The 17545-nt window shown below is 61.8% G+C and carries 20 protein-coding genes; 10 read left to right on the top strand and 10 right to left on the bottom strand.

The features are described 5' to 3' along the window. Nucleotides 1-55: 55 nt before the first annotated feature. The 5 genes from RLCC275e_RS29345 to RLCC275e_RS29325 all read left to right on the top strand — a co-directional run bounded on the left by RLCC275e_RS29345 (nucleotide 56) and on the right by RLCC275e_RS29325 (nucleotide 4360). Complete coding sequence (locus tag RLCC275e_RS29345) at nucleotides 56-1033, top strand: ABC transporter permease (RefSeq protein WP_033183629.1); 978 nt, start codon at nucleotides 56-58, stop codon at nucleotides 1031-1033. Nucleotide 1034: 1 nt separating this feature from the next. After that, nucleotides 1035-1913: an ABC transporter permease gene (locus tag RLCC275e_RS29340; RefSeq protein ID WP_033183630.1), complete on the top strand. Its 879-nt coding sequence runs from the start codon at nucleotides 1035-1037 to the stop codon at nucleotides 1911-1913. Continuing rightward, nucleotides 1910-2713 (top strand): ABC transporter ATP-binding protein, encoded by an 804-nt coding sequence (locus RLCC275e_RS29335; protein ID WP_130708098.1) that lies wholly within the window; start codon nucleotides 1910-1912, stop codon nucleotides 2711-2713. Before RLCC275e_RS29340 ends, RLCC275e_RS29335 begins: the two co-directional genes overlap by 4 nt. After that, nucleotides 2710-3609 (top strand): ABC transporter ATP-binding protein, encoded by a 900-nt coding sequence (locus RLCC275e_RS29330; RefSeq protein ID WP_033183631.1) that lies wholly within the window; start codon nucleotides 2710-2712, stop codon nucleotides 3607-3609. Before RLCC275e_RS29335 ends, RLCC275e_RS29330 begins: the two co-directional genes overlap by 4 nt. 70 nt (nucleotides 3610-3679) lie before the next feature. After that, a complete protein-coding gene (locus RLCC275e_RS29325; RefSeq protein WP_033183632.1) occupies nucleotides 3680-4360 on the top strand; it encodes a spermidine synthase in 681 nt (226 codons plus the stop codon). A 3-nt stretch (nucleotides 4361-4363) separates the two neighbouring features. Here RLCC275e_RS29325 and RLCC275e_RS29320 read toward each other — a convergent pair whose 3' ends face one another. The 3 genes from RLCC275e_RS29320 to RLCC275e_RS29310 all read right to left on the bottom strand — a co-directional run bounded on the left by RLCC275e_RS29320 (nucleotide 4364) and on the right by RLCC275e_RS29310 (nucleotide 6481). Further along, nucleotides 4364-5155 carry an HpcH/HpaI aldolase family protein gene (locus RLCC275e_RS29320; RefSeq protein ID WP_033183633.1) on the bottom strand — a complete coding sequence of 264 codons (792 nt, stop codon included), beginning with the start codon at nucleotides 5153-5155 and terminating at the stop codon, nucleotides 4364-4366. A 99-nt stretch (nucleotides 5156-5254) separates the two neighbouring features. Continuing rightward, complete coding sequence (locus RLCC275e_RS29315) at nucleotides 5255-5458, bottom strand: hypothetical protein (protein ID WP_033183634.1); 204 nt, start codon at nucleotides 5456-5458, stop codon at nucleotides 5255-5257. 120 nt (nucleotides 5459-5578) lie between these two features. Continuing rightward, the gene (locus tag RLCC275e_RS29310; protein WP_033183635.1) at nucleotides 5579-6481 is read right to left on the bottom strand and encodes a choline sulfate utilization transcriptional regulator; all 903 of its coding nucleotides are present in this window, start codon (nucleotides 6479-6481) and stop codon (nucleotides 5579-5581) included. 141 nt (nucleotides 6482-6622) lie between these two features. Between RLCC275e_RS29310 and betC the strand changes: the two genes are divergently transcribed. Further along, nucleotides 6623-8131 (top strand): choline-sulfatase, encoded by a 1509-nt coding sequence (gene betC, locus RLCC275e_RS29305; RefSeq protein ID WP_033183636.1) that lies wholly within the window; start codon nucleotides 6623-6625, stop codon nucleotides 8129-8131. Nucleotides 8132-8268: 137 nt separating this feature from the next. Here betC and RLCC275e_RS29300 read toward each other — a convergent pair whose 3' ends face one another. Next, nucleotides 8269-9129 carry a sugar phosphate isomerase/epimerase family protein gene (locus RLCC275e_RS29300; protein ID WP_130708099.1) on the bottom strand — a complete coding sequence of 287 codons (861 nt, stop codon included), beginning with the start codon at nucleotides 9127-9129 and terminating at the stop codon, nucleotides 8269-8271. Between the two features lie 64 nt (nucleotides 9130-9193). Continuing rightward, the gene (locus RLCC275e_RS29295; RefSeq protein WP_033183637.1) at nucleotides 9194-10564 is read right to left on the bottom strand and encodes an amidase; all 1371 of its coding nucleotides are present in this window, start codon (nucleotides 10562-10564) and stop codon (nucleotides 9194-9196) included. Nucleotides 10565-10839: 275 nt separating this feature from the next. Between RLCC275e_RS29295 and RLCC275e_RS29290 the strand changes: the two genes are divergently transcribed. Continuing rightward, nucleotides 10840-11118, top strand: a complete 279-nt coding sequence (locus tag RLCC275e_RS29290) for a hypothetical protein (RefSeq protein WP_033183638.1) — start codon at nucleotides 10840-10842, stop codon at nucleotides 11116-11118. Between the two features lie 175 nt (nucleotides 11119-11293). Continuing rightward, nucleotides 11294-11734, top strand: a complete 441-nt coding sequence (locus RLCC275e_RS29285; RefSeq protein ID WP_033183639.1) for a DUF1810 domain-containing protein — start codon at nucleotides 11294-11296, stop codon at nucleotides 11732-11734. 49 nt (nucleotides 11735-11783) lie between these two features. Here the strand turns inward: RLCC275e_RS29285 and RLCC275e_RS29280 are convergent, their stop codons facing one another. Next, complete coding sequence (locus RLCC275e_RS29280; protein ID WP_003547852.1) at nucleotides 11784-11972, bottom strand: hypothetical protein; 189 nt, start codon at nucleotides 11970-11972, stop codon at nucleotides 11784-11786. Nucleotides 11973-12054: 82 nt separating this feature from the next. Next, nucleotides 12055-12678 (bottom strand): TetR/AcrR family transcriptional regulator, encoded by a 624-nt coding sequence (locus RLCC275e_RS29275; protein ID WP_033183640.1) that lies wholly within the window; start codon nucleotides 12676-12678, stop codon nucleotides 12055-12057. 127 nt (nucleotides 12679-12805) lie between these two features. Here RLCC275e_RS29275 and RLCC275e_RS29270 point away from each other — a divergent pair, with 127 nt between their 5' ends. Continuing rightward, entirely contained in the window at nucleotides 12806-13021 is a 216-nt protein-coding gene (locus RLCC275e_RS29270; RefSeq protein ID WP_033183641.1) for a hypothetical protein, read from the top strand. A gap of 184 nt (nucleotides 13022-13205) precedes the next feature. Here the strand turns inward: RLCC275e_RS29270 and RLCC275e_RS29265 are convergent, their stop codons facing one another. Beyond that, on the bottom strand, nucleotides 13206-14063 hold the full coding sequence (locus RLCC275e_RS29265) for an SDR family oxidoreductase (protein ID WP_033183642.1): 858 nt from the start codon (nucleotides 14061-14063) through the stop codon (nucleotides 13206-13208). A gap of 255 nt (nucleotides 14064-14318) precedes the next feature. Between RLCC275e_RS29265 and RLCC275e_RS29260 the strand changes: the two genes are divergently transcribed. Further along, nucleotides 14319-15158, top strand: a complete 840-nt coding sequence (locus RLCC275e_RS29260; protein ID WP_033183643.1) for an IclR family transcriptional regulator — start codon at nucleotides 14319-14321, stop codon at nucleotides 15156-15158. A 22-nt stretch (nucleotides 15159-15180) separates the two neighbouring features. Here the strand turns inward: RLCC275e_RS29260 and RLCC275e_RS29255 are convergent, their stop codons facing one another. Continuing rightward, nucleotides 15181-16389 carry an amidohydrolase/deacetylase family metallohydrolase gene (locus tag RLCC275e_RS29255; protein WP_033183883.1) on the bottom strand — a complete coding sequence of 403 codons (1209 nt, stop codon included), beginning with the start codon at nucleotides 16387-16389 and terminating at the stop codon, nucleotides 15181-15183. A 196-nt stretch (nucleotides 16390-16585) separates the two neighbouring features. Continuing rightward, nucleotides 16586-17455, bottom strand: a complete 870-nt coding sequence (locus RLCC275e_RS29250) for a sigma-70 family RNA polymerase sigma factor (protein ID WP_033183644.1) — start codon at nucleotides 17453-17455, stop codon at nucleotides 16586-16588. Between the last annotated feature and the right edge of the window lie 90 nt (nucleotides 17456-17545).

Here is a 17545-nt window from a genome sequence, read left to right as displayed (position 1 = left end):
CATCGCAATCCTCGGGAGCGGCGTAAAGCGCCGCTTCCGTCACGACGGAGTTCCCATGGCTTTCCTGCTTCGCCGCCTCGTCTTCTACATGGCAGCCTTCATCGCGGCAGCGACGATCAATTTCTTCCTGCCGCGCCTGATGCCGGGGGATCCGGTGCAGATCATGTTCTCGAGCGCCGGCACCGAATTGCCGCCGGAAAGCCTGCAGGCGCTGAAGCTCACCTTCGGCTTCGTCGACGGTCCGCTCTGGCAACAATACCTCACCTATCTCGGCAGCATCTTCACCGGCGATCTCGGCCGCTCGATCAAATATTTCCCGCTGCCGGTCACCTCGGTGCTCGGCCATGCACTCGTCTGGACCGTCGGCCTGATGGGCACGGCGACGATCGTCAGCTTCGCGCTCGGTACCTTCCTCGGCATCGTCGCCGCCTGGCGCCGCGGCAGCAAGTTCGATGTCATCGTCTCCGTCGGCGCGATCTTCGCAACCTCGGTGCCGGCCGTCGTTACCTCGCTGATCGTGCTCTTCATCTTCGGCTTCACGCTCGGCTGGTTTCCGAACGGCTATGCCGCCGACCCATCGCTCGATCCGGCCTTCAGCCTGCAATATATCGGCAGCCTCGCCTATCACGGCATCCTGCCGATGGTGACGCTCTGCACCGTGCTGATCGGCGGCTTCACCGTCACCATGCGCAACAACATGATCAACCTGCTCGGCGAGGACTATATCGTCATGGCCCGCGCCAAGGGCCTTTCGGACCGGCATGTGATGCTCTGGTACGCGGCGCGCAACGCCCTGTTGCCGACCGTCTCCAGCCTTGCCATCGCCATCGGCACCATCCTCGGCGGCTCGCTGGTGACGGAGGTAGTCTATAACTATCCCGGCCTCGGCAACATTCTCTACCAGGCGATCCTCGCCCGCGACTATCCCGTCATCCAGGGCCAGCTCCTCATCATGACCGCAACCATGCTGATCGCCAATTTTATCGTCGACGTCAGCTATGTGATGCTCGACCCGCGGCTGAAGGGAGCGTGAGATGAAGACCCTGCTTCGAAACCGCAAGGCGCTCGTCGGTCTCGTCATCATCGCCTTCATCGTCCTCGTCGCGATCGCAGCGCCGCTGCTGACGCAGTACGATCCCGCCGCCCGCACCGGACGACCGCACCAGCCGCCGTCGCTCGACCATATTCTCGGCACCACCCGCATCGGCCAGGATGTCTTCGCCCGGCTGATCTACGGCGCCCGCACCTCGCTTGCCGTCGGCTTCGGCGCCGGCCTGCTGATCACCCTCGTCGGCACCGCGCTCGGCATCATCTCCGGCTATCGCGGTGGCAAGACCGACGAGATCATCAGCTTCTTCACCAATATGGTGCTGGTCGTTCCCAACCTGCCGCTGCTGCTCGTGCTTGCCGCCTTCATCGGCCAGGCGAGCCCCCTCGTCATCGCCCTCATCCTCGGCGCCACCTCCTGGGCCTGGGGCGCACGCGTCACCCGCGCCGAAACGCTCTCCGTCAAGCAGAAGGATTTCGTCAAATCGGCCGAGATGATGGGTGAGCCGCAATGGCGCATCATGACATTCGAGATCTTTCCCAACGTGATATCTATCGTCGGCATCAATTTCATCGGCAGCGTCATCTTCGCGATCATCACCGAAGCGACGCTGGAATTCCTCGGCCTCGGAGATCCAAGAGCGATCTCCTGGGGCACCATGCTCTACAATGCACAGAAAGCCTCGGCCCTTTCGGTCGGCGCCTGGTGGGATATCCTCACCCCCTGCTTCGCACTCGCCTTCCTCGGCATCGGCATGTCATTGCTGAATTTCGCCGTCGACGAGATCGCCAATCCGCGGCTGCGCACCGGCAATCACCTGAAGCGCTGGTCCCTGCTCGTTCGAACAGGGGAGGGCCGCCTGTGACGCAGCCGCTGCTTTCGGTGAGGAACCTCACCATCGACTATATCGGAGAGGAGAAGGATTTCCGCGCCGTCAACGACGTCAGCTTCGATGTCGCGCCCGGCGAGGTCTTCGGCCTTGCCGGCGAATCCGGCTGCGGCAAGAGCACCATCGCTTTTGCCATCAGCCGCCTGCACAAGCCGCCGGCGCTGATCCGCAAGGAGAGCCGCATCCTGCTCGACGGCCGCGACGTGCTCGGCCTCGACCGGCAAGCGCTCAGCGCCTTCCGCTGGCGCGAGGTTGCCATGGTGTTCCAGAGCGCCATGAACTCGCTGAACCCGGTGCTGCGCATCGAGGCGCAATTCTACGACATGCTGCGGACCCACAAAGGCATGAGCCGCACGGAAGCCCGCGAGCGCACCGCCGAGATGCTGACGCTCGTCGACATCGCGCCGGATCGCATGCGCGACTATCCGCACCAGTTTTCCGGCGGCATGCGCCAGCGCATCGTCATCGCCATCTGCATGGCGCTCGATCCGAAGCTCGTCGTCATGGACGAGCCGACGACGGCGCTCGATGTGGTCGTCCAACGCGAAATCCTGCAGCGCATCAACGAACTGCGCCGCAGCTTCGGCTTTTCCGTGCTGTTCATCACCCATGATCTCGGGCTGATGGTGCAGTTCTGCGACCGCATCGGCATCATGCTCGCCGGCCAGCTGGTGGAGCAGAACACGGCCGAAGCGATCTACAGGACGCCTGAGCATGACTACACGAAGAAGCTTTGGGCCTCCTTCCCCTCGCTGCATGGAGGAGTGCTGTTATGACGGACGCCATTCTCGCACTCGACCAGGTGACCAAGACTTTCGGCCATGGTTCCGCGGCCGTCCATGCGGCGCGCGCCATCTCGTTTTCGCTGCATGCCGGTCGGGCGCTGGCGCTGGTCGGCGAATCCGGCAGTGGCAAGACCACCTGCGCCCGCATGGCGATGCGCGAATATCTGCCGACATCGGGCCGGATTCTCTACAAGGGCCGGCCTGTCGAAGCGGCGAAATCCGCCGAGATCGCCCGTTACCGCCGCTCGGTGCAGATGATCTTCCAGGACCCCTTCGCCTCGCTGAACCCTGCCCACACCATCGCCCATCATCTCCGGCGGCCGCTGAAGCTGCACCGCCCGGAGATCAAGGGGCCCGAGATCGACGTCGCGGTCCGTGAACTGTTGCAGCGCGTCAGGCTCGATCCCGATCTCGTCGCGCCGAAATATCCGCATGAACTCTCCGGTGGCCAGCGCCAGCGCGTCAACATCGCTCGCGCCTTGGCCGTCAAGCCGGAGGTGATCGTCGCCGACGAACCGACCTCGATGCTCGACGTCTCGGTGCGCCTCGGCGTGCTGAACCTGTTGAACGAAATGAAGCGGGAGCTGAATCTCGGCCTGTTTTACATCACCCATGATATCGCCACCGCCCGTTATGTCGCCGAGGACATCGCCGTGATGTATGCTGGCCAGATCGTCGAATGGGGCAGCGTCGCCAAGGTGATCGACAATCCGCTGCATCCCTATACAAGGCTGCTGCTCTCGGCCGTGCCCGATCCGAACGTCCGCTTCGACGACCCGAAGGCCCGGCTGAGGCCCGACGAGGTGGAAGATATCCGCCGCCGTTCGGCCGTGCCGCAGGACGACATCGTCGAATTCGAGCAGGATCATTTCATGCGGATGATCTGAGGCCGGCTTGCTGGCCTCATCTAGCGCCCTATGCTAGGGGACGGTCTCTTTCATATGAGGCGAAGCCGTCATGCTGCCCTGGATCCAGCTCGATTCCGCGACCATTCCCGGTGAAAACGGCGAACTGCGGCTGAAGCAGCGCGGCGGCGAGTTCTCGATCATGCTCGGCGCCAACGAGTTGATGAACAGCCGCCTCAGCGGTTCGGAGGAAGCGCTGGCGACCCTTTCCTGGGATCGCATCAAGTCGCACCCGAAGCCAAGGATCTTGATCGGTGGGCTCGGCATGGGTTTTACCCTGCGCGCCGCTCTCGCCGTCCTCCCGGAAGATGCCGGCGTCACCGTCGCCGAACTGGTGCCGGCCGTGATCGCCTGGGCACGCGGGCCGATGGCCGAGGTCTTCCAGGGCTGTCTCGACGATCCGCGGGTCGGCATCCATCAGGGCGATGTCGGCGAAGCGATCCGCGCCGGCAAGGGCGCCTATAATGCGATCCTGCTCGATGTCGATAACGGCCCTGATGGCCTGACCCGCAAATCCAACGACCGGCTCTACGATTTTGCCGGCCTTCGCGCCGCCAGCCACGCGCTGCGCCCCGGCGGCGTGCTCGCCGTCTGGTCGTCCGGTCCGGACCCCGATTTCACGCGACGTCTCAAGGACAGCGGTTTTGCAGTCGACGCGGTCAACACGCGCGCCAACGGCAAACGCGGCGGCGCCCGCCACGTCATCTGGCTGGCCGTCAAGCCGGTGAAATGACGTTCAAGCCGAAGCGATCCGGCGGGCGGCATTGATGGCGCGCCGGGCGCCGGAGCGCAGTTGCGCGGTCTCCGCACCGGCAATGACCAGATCGAAACCGAATTTCAGCAGCTCGCCAGCCCGTTCGCCGTCGCCGGCGAAGGCGCAGGCGAATTTGCCGTGGGCGCGGCAGCGCGAAACCGCATGCTGCATGGCGCTGTCGATCTCGGCGGCGTTCGGCGCCACCTGGTCGCCGTTCGAGAGTGCGATCGAAAGGTCGGAGGGACCGATGAAAATGCCATCGATGCCGGCAACGCCGAGAATGTCGTCGATCGCCTCGAGTGCTGCCCGGGTCTCGACCATGGCGATGGCGACGGTGAGCGCATTGGCGTTCTTCAGATAATCATCGGCCGACAGGCCGGTATGGTTGAGCGCCAGCGACGGTCCCCAGCTGCGGTCACCGAGAGGCGGGTATTTGGTGGTCTTGACGAAGGCTTGCGCGTCTTCGGCCGAATTGATCATCGGCGCGATGATGCCGGAGGCGCCGGCATCGAGCAGGCGCGAGGCGGACGCGAAATCACCGACCGGTATACGCGCCAGCGCCGGCTTGCCTGCAAGCCGCACCTGGGCGACGGCGTTCGCGGCCGACGGCATGTCCCACATGCCGTGCTGCATATCCAGCACGATGGCGTCGAAGGCCTCCTGCGCCAGGTGGTTGGCGAGCGTGGCGTCCGGAATACCGATCCAGGCGGAGATCATGCCGCCCCGGTGCTGCCTGATCCGGTCCGCAAAGCCGTCGATTTCAGCTGCGCTCATGCCATTCTCCTCAATTCGACAGGCCGCCAGCGGCCAGATATTTCACCTCGGGGAATTCTTCGATGTCGAACTCCTCAAAGCCATGCAGGGGTTGCCGGCTCATCCTCTCCGGCGCAGCCGTGAAATAATGACCGTCACGGCGATCCCCGCGACAGCCATGATGCTCCCCCAGAGAACCCAGATGCTTTGGTTGATCATGAAGCTGGATGAGGGATAGGGAAAATAACCGCTTCCCTGTGCGATCCAGATCAGTCCCAAGAGGATCATGAGCAGTCCAACGACGTATCCGACGGTTCGCGACATGCTTCGGCCCTTCCCTATGAATCGATGCCACAATGTCGATCGGCGTCGGTCATGACAAGGCTTCTCTCCTGAACGCGAACATATTCCGGATGCGATGACGCGCCGGCCTAGGTCCGAATGTCAGGTCCTGCCGACTTCATCCACCAGCCAGGTGCTGAGCCTCTCGCTATCAACATTTGCCGATCGCGGCGGTATCAGCCAGTAACCGCGGTCCCAGGCCTCGAGCGGCGGCCCGGCTTCCACCAGCATATGTGTGGAGAGAAGCGTATCGACCAGCCCCATCCAGCCGATCGCTACGCCCTGCTCGCTGAGGGCGGCCTGGATGACCAGCGAGTAGGTGTTGAAGCTGACATCGCCGCGGCCGGCATGGAGATCGCGAGTAACGGAGAATTCGGCAAGATAGCTTCGCCAGTCGAACCACGGCGATGGCATCGGCGAGTCGAGATGAATCAGGATCGCCTTGGCAAGCTGCTGCGGATCGTCGAACGGGCCGTTGCGATCGAGAAAGCCTCGCGTACAGACGGGCACGACCTTTTCCTGCAGCAGAAGCGATCCGATAGCGCCGAATTCCGCCTTTGTGCCGAAGACCACCACCACATCCGCGTCGTCACGAAAGCCGGGTTCAAGCCTTTGGGTCGCGACGATCTGTATATCCGTTTCGGGGTGAAGCAGGCGAAAGCCGTGCATGCGCGGGATCAGCCAAAGCGCTGAAAAGGCATAGTCGGTTCTCAGCCTGACCACCGGCCTTTGAGCCTCAGTGCGGAAACTGCGCGCCAGGGAATCGATATCACCGACCGTCTTGGCGGCGACCTGGAAAAGCCGCTCTCCCTCCGCGGTCAACTCGACGCCGCGGTGCTGGCGGCGCAGCAGGGCAACGCCGAACTGCTCTTCCAGCCGCCGAATCTGATAACTGACGGCAGGCTGTGTAAGGCCGAGAACTGCCGCCGCAGCCGAAAAGCTGCCGAGCCTTGCGACCTCCGCGAAGATGCGCATCCATCCCAGCTCAGGCCGGCGGTCTGGCATAAAAATTCCTTTTGGCAGCCATCGAAAAAAGCCAGCTTTACAGGCACTATGATACTGGCCTTGATAAGATCTGCAAATAGCAGTCGGCGACGTCCCTCATCGGACCTTCCCCGGCATCTGAGACCACAGGAGAAATTTCACATGGCGCGTCCGAATATCCTCATCCTGATGGTCGATCAGTTGAATGGCACTTTCTTTCCCGATGGCCCCGCCGATTTTCTGCATGCGCCGCATCTGAAATCATTGGCGGAGCGCTCCGTACGTTTCACCAACGCCTATACGGCAAGCCCGCTCTGCGCACCGGCGCGGGCCTCCTTCATGTCCGGGCAGTTGCCGAGCCGAACCCGCGTCTATGACAATGCGGCGGAATTTGCCTCCGACATTCCGACCTATGCGCATCATCTGCGCGCCGCCGGATACCAGACGGCGCTGTCCGGCAAGATGCACTTCGTCGGCCCCGACCAGTTGCATGGCTTCGAGGAGCGCCTGACGACGGACATCTACCCGGCCGACTTCGGCTGGACGCCCGATTATGGCAAGCCCGGCGAGCGCATAGACTGGTGGTATCACAATCTGGGTTCGGTCACCGGCGCCGGTATTGCCGAAATCACCAACCAGATGGAATATGACGACGAGGTCGCCTACCACGCCGCCCGCAAGCTGTTCGATCTGTCGCGCGGCCATGACGAGCGCCCCTGGTGCCTGACAGTCAGCTTCACCCATCCGCACGACCCCTATGTCGCGCGCCGCAAATTCTGGGACCTCTATGAGGATTGCCCGGCACTGGACCCGGTGGTTTCGCCGATTGCCTTCGAGCGGCAGGACCCGCATTCGCAGCGTCTGATGAAAGCCTGCGACCACGACGCTTTCGACATCAGCGATGAGCAGATCAGGCGGGCAAGGCGGGGCTATTTCGCCAATATTTCCTATGTCGACGACAAGATCGGCGACATTCTCGGCGTCCTCGAACGGAGCCGCATGGCTGAAAACACGATCATCCTCTTTGCCTCCGACCATGGCGACATGCTCGGCGATCGCGGCCTCTGGTTCAAGATGAACTTCTTCGAAGGATCGGCCCGCGTTCCGCTGATGATCGCGGCACCCGGCTGGAAGCCCAGGCGGATCGACCAGCCTGTCTCCACTCTCGACGTGACGCCGACGCTCGCAGGTCTTGCCGGGATCGATATCGCCTCGCTGAAGCCGTGGACCGAGGGCGAGGATCTGGCTGCGCTTGCCGAAGGCACCGGCGACCGCAGCCCGGTGCCGATGGAATATGCCGCAGAGGGTTCCGAGGCGCCGCTCGTCTGTATCCGAGACGGACGATACAAACTCTCGCTCTGCGAGAAGGACCCGCCGATGCTGTTTAATCTCGAGGCCGATCCCCAAGAACTCGACAATCTGGCGGCCGACCCGGCCCATGCCGAGATCTTGGCAAGCCTTGTCGAACAGGCTGGCCGACGCTGGAACCTTTCCGCTTTCGACGCGGCCGTGCGCGAAAGCCAGGCGCGCCGCTGGGTGGTCTATGCGGCGCTGCGCAACGGGGCCTATTATCCATGGGACTACCAGCCGCTGCAGAAGGCCTCGGAGCGCTATATGCGCAACCACATGGATCTGAACGTGCTGGAGGAAAACCAAAGGTTCCCGCGCTAGAACAGGATGATTTTAGGCCCGGTCGGCCTAAAATCTGAATCCTGTTCTACATTATATAGTTAGAGCATGATGTCGTCCGAAAACCGCTCACACTTTTCGGCATCATGCTCTAGGAATGAGCAAGAAGCGCTTCTGATTTAAGCCGTCTTGCGCGCCGGCGCCTCGCGCAGGAAGTCCTCGATGAACGCCTTCTGCAGCAAGATGCCGTCCCATTCATCAGGGAAGAAGGGCGAGTCATAGATCAGCGTGAAGGGGCCGTCGTAACCGGCTCTCTCGCACATCTCCAGGCACGTGCGGTAATCCTCGGCATCGAGGCCGGCGACGCCGTAATCGGCCTTGGCATGGCAGATTTCCGCCCGGCCCATGATGTCGGCCAGGCCTTCATATTTGGCCGGCGACGCCCAGTTGCCAAGGTCGCCGTTGAGCCCGACCTTGCCGTCCAGCCGGTCCAGCAGCCAGTTCATCTCGACCGGTGACGGCAGCAGGTCGAACCAATTCTCGACGACGACACGCACGCCGCTGCCTTCCGCCTTTCCGGCCAGCCAGTTAAGATGGCGGGCAGCGCGGGTGAGATTTTCTTCCGTCGGCTTCTGCTTGCCGGCAATGACGCGCATCCTCTGCGCGCCAAGGGCTGCGGCGAAGTCGATCCACTCCGCCATCCATTCGACATCGCGTTCGGCTGTCTCAGGATGGCTCGGATCACCGTCCTCGACGAGCAGCGTCTGGAACAACACGTTCGAGGCCGCCATCGCATCACGCAATTCGCTTATATAGGCCGCGTCGAGGCTCGGCAGATGGAAGGAACAGACCTCCAACCGGTTGATGCCACGCGCCGAGAGCGCCGCCGGAACATCGATCAGCGCCGCAGCACCGGCACCATAGGGTTCCTTAGGCGCGGCACTTTTGTCGGGATCGGGGCTATAGGCATGAACGGCGCCGAGCAGCCGATGCAGCGACCATGTCGAAACCGCGAAACGTCCGTTTTGCAAAACCTGCACTTGCTTTCCTCCGGGATCTCCTCATGCCATCAATGGCAACTAAATCCCGGCGGTTCAATTGCAATCAGGCAAAATCGCCGCGTATGACCGGCTCGACGGCAAGAGCAATCCCCAACAGCGCCTCATCGCGATGGGCCGTGGCCGAAAGCAGCAGTCCAACAGGCATGCCAGCCTCGCCGGTGCCGCAGGGAATGGAAACGCCGCACCAGTCGAGGAAATTGCCGAGTGCAGTGTTGCGCAACGTCTTGTTATTCGTCGCGAAGAACAGCTCGTCATCCTGCTCCAGCGGCCCGATCGGCGGAGCGACATGGGCGACAGTCGGAAAAGCGAGCAGCCGGTCGCCGACGAGGCGCTCGACATCGGCGATCAGGCGGCTGCGCGCATCGAGGATTGCCAGGTAATCGGGCAGCGTCGTCTTGTTTCCGAGACGGGTACGCATGACGACACGGTGATCCATCCTGTCCGCGTCCGGTCCAGCCAAGCGTTCGCGGTGAAGTGCGAAAGCCTCCGCCGTCACCAGCGGACCATATCTCGTCATCAGATCGAATATCTCGTCGAAGGCGGGGATGACGATGCGGGCAACATGGGCGCCGGCCTTTTGAAGACGTTCCAAAGCTGCCTCGAATGCAGCGACGACGCCGGGTTCCGCTCCGTCGAAGACGATATTTTCAGGCACGATCAGTTCCAGCCCTTGCAGGGGATGCTGAGCGACTTCAGGCGCCGTCAGGCCGCGCATCGCCGCGTCGATCCAGACCGCGTCCCTGACGCTGCGGCAGAGCGGTCCGAGCGAATCCAGGCTCTTTGCTAGCGGATAGACGCCTGCCATCGCGTGGCGGCCGCGCGTCGCCTTATAGCCGACGATACCATTGAAGGCGGCGGGAATGCGCACCGAGCCGCCGGTATCGGTGCCCATAGCGACCGGCACCAGCCCGGCCGCGACGACGACACCGGCGCCCGAGGACGAGCCGCCCGGAATACGCGGGAGATCGGTGCTTCGCGGATTTATCGGTGTGCCGTAATGCGGATTGATGCCGAGGCCGGAAAAGGCGAACTCGCTCATGTTTGTGCGCCCGACGGCGACCATGCCCGCCTGCCTGAGCAAAGCGACGACAGCCGCATCGCGCTTGGCCGGCATATCCTTGGCCAGAACGACGGAACCCGCCGTCGTGGGCAGACCTTCAATGTCGAAAAGATCCTTCCAGGCAATCGGAATGCCGTCCAGCAATCCAAGCGAGCGCCCTTCCCGCAGACGTCGCGAAGAGGCGTGCGCCTCCTCCATCGCCCGGCTTTCGAGCAGTGTGGTGAAAACCGCCTTGTCGGCATAATTCGCGATGGAATCGAAAACCGCCTCGGTCACCTCGACCGGATCGACCGCGCCACCTTGAATGAGGACGGAAAGCTGCGCGACCGACATCGCGCCGAAGGATTTGCTCATGGGACTATCCAGAAGAGAGATGTTCCTCTCTGGACTACCCCGGATCATTCCGGTGAACCAGAGCTTCACGATATTTTGCATTTATTGGTACGATTTTTTGAACACTGCGTTTGAAGATCGCCCCTTCAATTGCCACGATCGAAGACACACATGCTGCTCGCATGCGGAAGCGGTTCGGCACGAGGGTGAGAGTTTGCCCTAAAGAGACCTGCGCCGCATGTGTTGCAGGAGTAATTGAAATGACAGATTGTGAAACTTTAAGCCGTCGCCAGGATATGGTGACCCTCCATGTAAAAGAGGACGAAACCGCCGGTTTAGGCGAGCGCGATTATGTGGATCATGTCAGCGCCCAGAAACTTTCGGCCTTCGAGCGCATTGTCGTGGTCGGAGCGCTGGTTCTCTTGAGCTTTGCGGGTTTTGCCGCATATTCTTCCGGCAATACGGACCCGATGACGACATCGGCCATTGCCGCCCCGGCCGGCGATAACATTCCGCCGCATCCGGCCTACGGCCATTGCCGCGATAGCAGCCCCTACGCTGAGAGGGTCTGCTGACAGCGAAACCACTGCATAATTCCTTAAATCGGAACCGATTTAAGGATGAAATTATGCAGTCATTCAAAGTGCTACAGCGTCCTTTACGCGTCTGAAAGACGCGCGGCGCTGTAGATTGCCGGGCGTGGAAACCTTGGCCCAGGCTGCATTGACAGCAGGAAAAGGGAAAAGGACCATGGCCGGCGACATCGACTACAAGCTTCACCGCTTCATCGACGCCCAGAACGGCGTCTACGAACAAGCGCTCCTAGAGCTGAAAGCCGGGCGCAAGACCTCCCACTGGATGTGGTTCATCTTCCCGCAGGTCGCCGGTCTCGGTACGTCGGCGATGGCCGAAAAATATGCGATCCGCTCGGCGGAGGAAGCAGCCGCCTATCTCGCCGATCCTATTCTCTCAAGCCGGCTGCTACGTTGCGTCGAGGCGATCCTATCGGTGAACGGGCGATCGGCGCACGAAATCCTGGGCTCACCCGACGACTTCAAGCTGCGCTCGTCGATGACCTTGTTTGCCGCGATCAGCGACCATGGTTCGCCCTTCCACCAGGTGATCGAGCATTTCTATCAGGGAAAATTCGACGATCGGACCATGGAAATCCTCAGCGCCAGCACAGAATGATTTTAGGCCAGGCCGGCCTGAAATCTGAACCCGTTCCCAAATGAAACAGTTATCGGCCCGGCCTGCTCTCCAGCGTAGCAATTTCCTCGGAAATTTCGCTCAACCGCTGACGCAGATCGCTGTCGGTGCCGTCATCGACCTCTTCCTCGCCGAAACAATAGCGCGCATCATGGAGCTCCAGCTTGGCTTCGAGCTCGGCGCGTTTGGCATATAGGCGTTTGAGATAGACGTAGTTCATCTCCCTGCCTCCACATCGCCCTCGGGTTAGTTTAAAAACGGCATGGAAGCGGTAAGGTTCCCCTCCCACACACTTGCGGTGGTCAGGCGAAAGAAGCGATCGCCGCGTGGCAGGCCTTGGCGAAATGACCGCAGCAACCGGCAGCGCCCATAGCCTGGCGGCTGACGCGCGCGCCTTCGAGCAGCAGCGTCAACGTATCGGCAAGAAGCTGGGGTTCGCGCGCGCCGGCCGCCGAACAGAGCGCGGCCAGGCGATCACGCTGTTCGGCCTTGTGCCGCTCGATCATTTCGTGGGCCGGATGGCCCTCGCCCTTCAGCTCGATGGCGGCATTGGCGAGATCGCAGCCGGCGGGCTCGCCGTTCAGACATTGCGCCCGCATCTCCACCCAGGCGTCCAGCTGGGCGCGCGGATTGCCGGGATAGGCCGCTTCCAGATCGCGCCAGATGGCACCCGCCTTTTCAGAGGCGCGGCGTAGCGTTTCGCAGACGAGTTCGTCCTTCGAGCCGAAATGCCGGTAGAGCGTCATCTTGTTGGTCAGAGCCGCGTCGGCAATGGCATCGACGCCGATGCCGCGAATGCCGCGCTCGCGGAAAAGCTCCGAGGCGGTCGAGACGATACGCTCCCGCGGCGGGATGCGATCTTCTGGAACGGCTGCGGAGATTTCATTCGAAGTTTCTGATTTTTTTGCGGACGTAGTCCTTGACATCAATGTGACCGATCGGTAACAAATGCATTGTTACTTACCGGTAACACCACGAAACGCGAAAGTCAATGCCGAGGGCATGGCGGCGGAAAGTGGAACACGGGCTACCGCCCACGAAAGGAGGACAACCATGACAAAGACCAGAGACGACCTGACTATATCCGAAGCCCTTCGCGACCCCCTGATCGCCATGGTGTTGCGCGCCGACGGCGTGAAGCTTGAAGACTTCAAGCAACTCCTGGAGACGGCCGCCCGCAAACGCGAACCGCGCTCGACTTCGATGGGCAATATGATCGGAGCACTCGCAAGCCGCGCCAATCTGCCGGCAGTGCCCTGCTTCGGCTGAAGAAGCCACCTAAACAGCTTGGGGATCTCTCCCTGCCCCCGTCAAGGGCTGCCGTCAAAACCAGACGGCGGCCCTTGCCGCTTTAAGCATGTCGCGCAAAAGTGTTGAGCGGTTTTGCGACAACGGCAAGCGTAGAAACAAGAACTAAAGCGCACGGAGTGAATCTGAACGATCGCGACGCGCTTTAGAGTATAGGCTTGCCGCCGGTAACCGCGATTGTCGTGCCGGAGACATAGCTCGACAAGGGATCGGCCAGCATCACGTAGGCTGTCGCAAGCTCGGCGGGCTGTCCCGGCCGTTTCATCGGCACCTGTTTGCCGAAATTGCTGACGCTTTCTTCAGGCAGTGTCGAAGGGATAAGCGGCGTCCAGATTGGCCCGGGCGCCACCGAATTGGCGCGAATGCCTTTCTCGGCCAGAAGCTGGGCAAGGCCAGCGGTGAAATTCTGAATCGCCCCCTTGGTCGTCGCATAGGCAAGCAGCGTCGGGTTCGGACTGTCCGAATTGATCGAGGCCGTATTGATGATGGCGCTGCCGGGTTTCATATGGGCGACGGCTGCCTTGGTCAGGTAGAACATCGAATGGATGTTGACCTTGAAGGTCAGTTCCCACTCCTCGTCGCTGATCTCGTCAATGCTCTTGAAGCTTGCCTGATGCGCGGCGTTGTTGACGAGAATGTCGATTCCACCGAGCTCCCTGACCGCCGTCTCGACGATCTGTCTGCAGTGGGCGGGATCCTGGATGTCGCCGCTGACGAGGATAGCCTTGCGGCCGGCCTGCTCGACGAGCCGTTTCGTCTCATCGGCATCCTCATCCTCGTCAAGATAGGAGAGCACCAGATCGGCACCTTCCCTGGCATAGGCGATTGCCACAGCCCGGCCAATGCCGCTATCGCCGCCGGTGATGATCGCCCGCTTGCCCTTCAGCCGCTCGGAACCGCGATAGCTCTTTTCGCCATGGTCGGGAACAGGGTCCATCTGCGCGGTAAAACCTGGCATCGGCTGTTTCTGGGATGGGAAAGGCGGTGTGGGATAATTCGGCATCGTGACCTCCTGGGTTCAGGAGGTCAAACTCGGGCTGATGCTTGTTGTTCCAGTCTCGCGGCGGAATGACTTCTCGAGCAACCGCTCGCGCTGAGCACGCTCACGGCCGTCGCCACATCCTGAATTTCCGGTGATATTGAAAACAGAACCTCATCTGGTCGGCTCAATCCGACTAGCAACCCGCGAAATGTTGCCATTTGCCACAGCGACAGCTATGCCATAGTAATGTAACATGATCGCAGTTTTCAGAGGTGCGTGGAATTGGACGGAAAGACATCATCCGCAGTTTATTCCGAAGATGAGGGCGTTGCCGGCGAGACCGGTGGCAAGAGCGCGCGTCGCGCGCGCGTCAGCGGCATCGACCGGGCGCTTCAGGTGATCGATCATCTTTACGAGACCGGATCGCCCGCCGGCGTCTATGCTATCGCCAAGGCGGTGAAGGCGCCGCTGTCGACCGTTTACGTTATCGTCGACGATCTCGTCGAGAAGAACATGCTGACGCGCCAGGCCGACGGCTCGATCTGGCTCGGCGCGCGGCTCTACCATTACGGCCTCGCCTATGCCAGGTCGCTGGATTTCATGAGCATCGCTACCCACGAAATGCACGATCTCTGCCGCCAAGCCGGCGAAACCGTGCAGGTCTGCGGCCGTGACGGCGACTATATGCTGGTGCTGGCCATGGCCGACGGCCCGAGCCATTTTCAGGTGGCGTCCCGCGTCGGCACAAGGGTGCCGCTGAACTGGACGGCCTCCGGCCGCCTGCTCGTCGGCCACCTGGCCGAGGAGGAGCGCATCGAACTGTTCAAGCGCTGTGCCCGCTCATCGCCGACCGGCCGCGCCGAGATCGATCCGGGCACGCTGTCGGAAGCCGCCGGCAATGCCTTCGAATCGCGGCTGTCGATCCAGGCAGGGGAATCGGATTATGCGGTTGCCTGCATCGCCTCGCCGATCTGCGATCGCGACGGCCAGTGCGTCGCCACCATTTCCATCGTGCTGCCGGAACAGAAGGCGTTTTCCGACGAGAACCACTATACGGCGCATGTGCGCAGTTCAGCGGAACGGATCGAAAAGCTGATGGGCTGGCGCAACCGCTGAGCATTGCGCCCTTCCGCGGATCCTACCTGTAGGAATAGCCGTGGCTGTGGCGCACCAGCTTGCGCGCCCGCGGCACATAGCGGCTGGCGGTGAAGGCATCGGCGCCCATCACCGCATAGCGCGGCTCGAACAGCTTCTTGAGGACCGAAACGTCGCCGTTGGAATCCGTCGCCTCGAGGTCGGAATCGACCAGATCGAAAATGGTGAATTCCGCTTGCGAGCCGACCGCTAGCCGGTTCTCCATCGACAGCTTGATGACGGATGCCGGCGCATGGGTGACGGCTTCCACAACCTTGTCGAAAGGCATGCCGACGCTGAGCAGCTTCGACATCGTCGTCGCCAGGTCCCAGACGGGGAAGTTCATCGAATGGCCGTGCAGGTCGGTCGAGATCGAGAACGGCAGAAGCCCGCGCGCGATCGCCGCTTCCGCGACCTTGAAGGAGAAGGAGGCGCCGCCATGGCCGATGTCGAGACGGATGCCCTCCGAAGCGCAGCGCTCGGCGAGATTGAAGAGGTCCTCGTCCTCCATGATGCTCGACCCGGCCTTGCCGTTGAAGCAGTGGGTGACGACGTCGCCGGGTCCGAGGATCTCCAGCACTTCGTCATAGAGCGCCGGCGGCTCGCCGACATGCACCATCATCGGCACTTTCAAAATCTTGGCGATCTTCTTGCCGAGCTTGACTGGCGTGACGCCCCAGGATCCGGTGATGACATGGCTGGCGCGCACCTTGATGCCGACGATGTGCTCGCTGTTTTCGGCATAGACTTCGAGAATCCGGTCGAGATCTATATCGCGGATATCCCGCAATTCCGCGACGCGGTTGCAGGCGACGAGGCCGATCGAGCCGAGATTGAGGAAGGCCTTGATGCGTTCGCGCGACGGCTCGATGATATATTCCCGGAAGCCATGGAAATTCGCCTCACCGGCCGAACCGGCATCGACCAGCGTAGTGACGCCGCGCTCGACACCGCATTCGGACGGGCGGATGGAAATATCGGTACCGCCGTGCCAGATATGCACGTGCAGGTCGACCCAGCCCGGCGAAATGAAGGCGCCCTTGCCGTCGATGCGCGTCACATCCTGCGAGACGGAAAGCGACGAACCGATCTCGGCGATCCTGCCGTCGGCATTGACGAGAATGTCGGTTGCCCCCTCGGATGGGCCAGAACCGAAAGCCATCGGTTTGACATTGGTGAGGAGAAGCGGCTTCTTCGCCTGGTCGCCGGGCATGACATGCATTCCTTTCGAAGTCTTGGACCGCGAGCGCTCCTCGGTCATTCGTCTTAGTTCCATAATTATGCTATATAAATCTTTATAATAGAATAAAGCCGAGGATGTCGCTGTCAAGACAAATGACGCGGCCGACACCGCTCAGGAAATGGCAGCGGCGCGCTTCTTCGAAGAGCCGATAAATTCGCATTTATTTTCAATCCTCAAGGATCGAATAGTCGAGCCTTTCCAGGTGCTCCGGATCAGCGATGGCGTCGATCGCGGCGATCCTGCCATCGCTGATCGTCAGCGCCACGACGACGCGGAGCTGGCCCTTAATCTCCACGACGAATCCGAGCTCACCGCCGACGATGGCGATTTCGGCTGCCTGCGCCCGACCCTTGAAGGCTTCGGCCACGTGAGCCGCGCCGCGCATTTCGCCTATGGTGCCGAAGCGGGCCGCCGTCGCATCCGGCCGGAAGACGACGTCAGGGGCAAGCACCGCGATCAATCCCTCCAGATCGCCATTGCGCGACGCCGTCAGAAAGGCCTCGGCGATCGTCCGCTTGCTGCCGAAATCGACATCAGGCGCTTCGTCCACCCCCTGTACCCGACGGCGGGCGCGGCTTGCAAGCTGGCGGGTGGCGGCGGACGAACGGCCGATGATCGGCGCGATCTCGTCGAAGGGCAGATCGAACATGTCGTGAAGCACGAAGGCGACACGTTCGGCGGGCGCCAGCGTCTGCAGCACGACGAGCAGCGCCAGACCGACCGAATCGGCGAAGGCGGCTTCGCGCTCGGGATCGTTCGCCGGATCGGCGATCCCGCCATGGTCGGGCACCTCCAGCGGCTCCTCGCGCCGGGTCTTGCGGGCGCGCAGCATGTCGAGGCAGATGCGTGCCACCACCGTCGTCAGCCAGCCGCCGAGATTGCCGACCCCTGTCGTATTGGTGCGGCTAAGCCGCAGCCAGGCCTCCTGAACGGCATCCTCCGCCTCGCTGCGCGAGCCGAGCATGCGAAAGGCTGCGGCCCTGAGATGCGCTCTGTTCGCCTCGAATTCTTCAGTCAGCCACTTTTTCTCGTCCATTTGTCACATTCCTCCGCTGCGTTCCGTCAAAGCCATGACGAATAAAACCCGGCCGATGTGACAGCGCCGGCGGATCGTCGAACACGAAAC

Origin of the sequence: Rhizobium brockwellii, from assembly GCF_000769405.2 — a bacterium.
Classification (GTDB): domain Bacteria; phylum Pseudomonadota; class Alphaproteobacteria; order Rhizobiales; family Rhizobiaceae; genus Rhizobium; species Rhizobium brockwellii.
This window is presented reverse-complemented; position numbering and strand designations above follow the sequence as displayed.

Coding starts and splice junctions, on each gene's coding strand:
- RLCC275e_RS29280 (WP_003547852.1), bottom strand. CDS start 11,972: ATGAACTACGTCTATCTCAAACGCCTATATGCCAAACGCGCCGAGCTC.
- RLCC275e_RS29345 (WP_033183629.1), top strand. CDS start 56: ATGGCTTTCCTGCTTCGCCGCCTCGTCTTCTACATGGCAGCCTTCATC.
- RLCC275e_RS29340 (WP_033183630.1), top strand. CDS start 1,035: ATGAAGACCCTGCTTCGAAACCGCAAGGCGCTCGTCGGTCTCGTCATC.
- RLCC275e_RS29275 (WP_033183640.1), bottom strand. CDS start 12,678: ATGTCAAGGACTACGTCCGCAAAAAAATCAGAAACTTCGAATGAAATC.
- RLCC275e_RS29315 (WP_033183634.1), bottom strand. CDS start 5,458: ATGTCGCGAACCGTCGGATACGTCGTTGGACTGCTCATGATCCTCTTG.
- RLCC275e_RS29290 (WP_033183638.1), top strand. CDS start 10,840: ATGGTGACCCTCCATGTAAAAGAGGACGAAACCGCCGGTTTAGGCGAG.
- RLCC275e_RS29310 (WP_033183635.1), bottom strand. CDS start 6,481: ATGCCAGACCGCCGGCCTGAGCTGGGATGGATGCGCATCTTCGCGGAG.
- RLCC275e_RS29255 (WP_033183883.1), bottom strand. CDS start 16,389: ATGCCCGGCGACCAGGCGAAGAAGCCGCTTCTCCTCACCAATGTCAAA.
- RLCC275e_RS29295 (WP_033183637.1), bottom strand. CDS start 10,564: ATGAGCAAATCCTTCGGCGCGATGTCGGTCGCGCAGCTTTCCGTCCTC.
- RLCC275e_RS29270 (WP_033183641.1), top strand. CDS start 12,806: ATGACAAAGACCAGAGACGACCTGACTATATCCGAAGCCCTTCGCGAC.
- RLCC275e_RS29330 (WP_033183631.1), top strand. CDS start 2,710: ATGACGGACGCCATTCTCGCACTCGACCAGGTGACCAAGACTTTCGGC.
- betC (WP_033183636.1), top strand. CDS start 6,623: ATGGCGCGTCCGAATATCCTCATCCTGATGGTCGATCAGTTGAATGGC.
- RLCC275e_RS29325 (WP_033183632.1), top strand. CDS start 3,680: ATGCTGCCCTGGATCCAGCTCGATTCCGCGACCATTCCCGGTGAAAAC.
- RLCC275e_RS29265 (WP_033183642.1), bottom strand. CDS start 14,063: ATGCCGAATTATCCCACACCGCCTTTCCCATCCCAGAAACAGCCGATG.
- RLCC275e_RS29250 (WP_033183644.1), bottom strand. CDS start 17,455: ATGGACGAGAAAAAGTGGCTGACTGAAGAATTCGAGGCGAACAGAGCG.
- RLCC275e_RS29285 (WP_033183639.1), top strand. CDS start 11,294: ATGGCCGGCGACATCGACTACAAGCTTCACCGCTTCATCGACGCCCAG.
- RLCC275e_RS29320 (WP_033183633.1), bottom strand. CDS start 5,155: ATGAGCGCAGCTGAAATCGACGGCTTTGCGGACCGGATCAGGCAGCAC.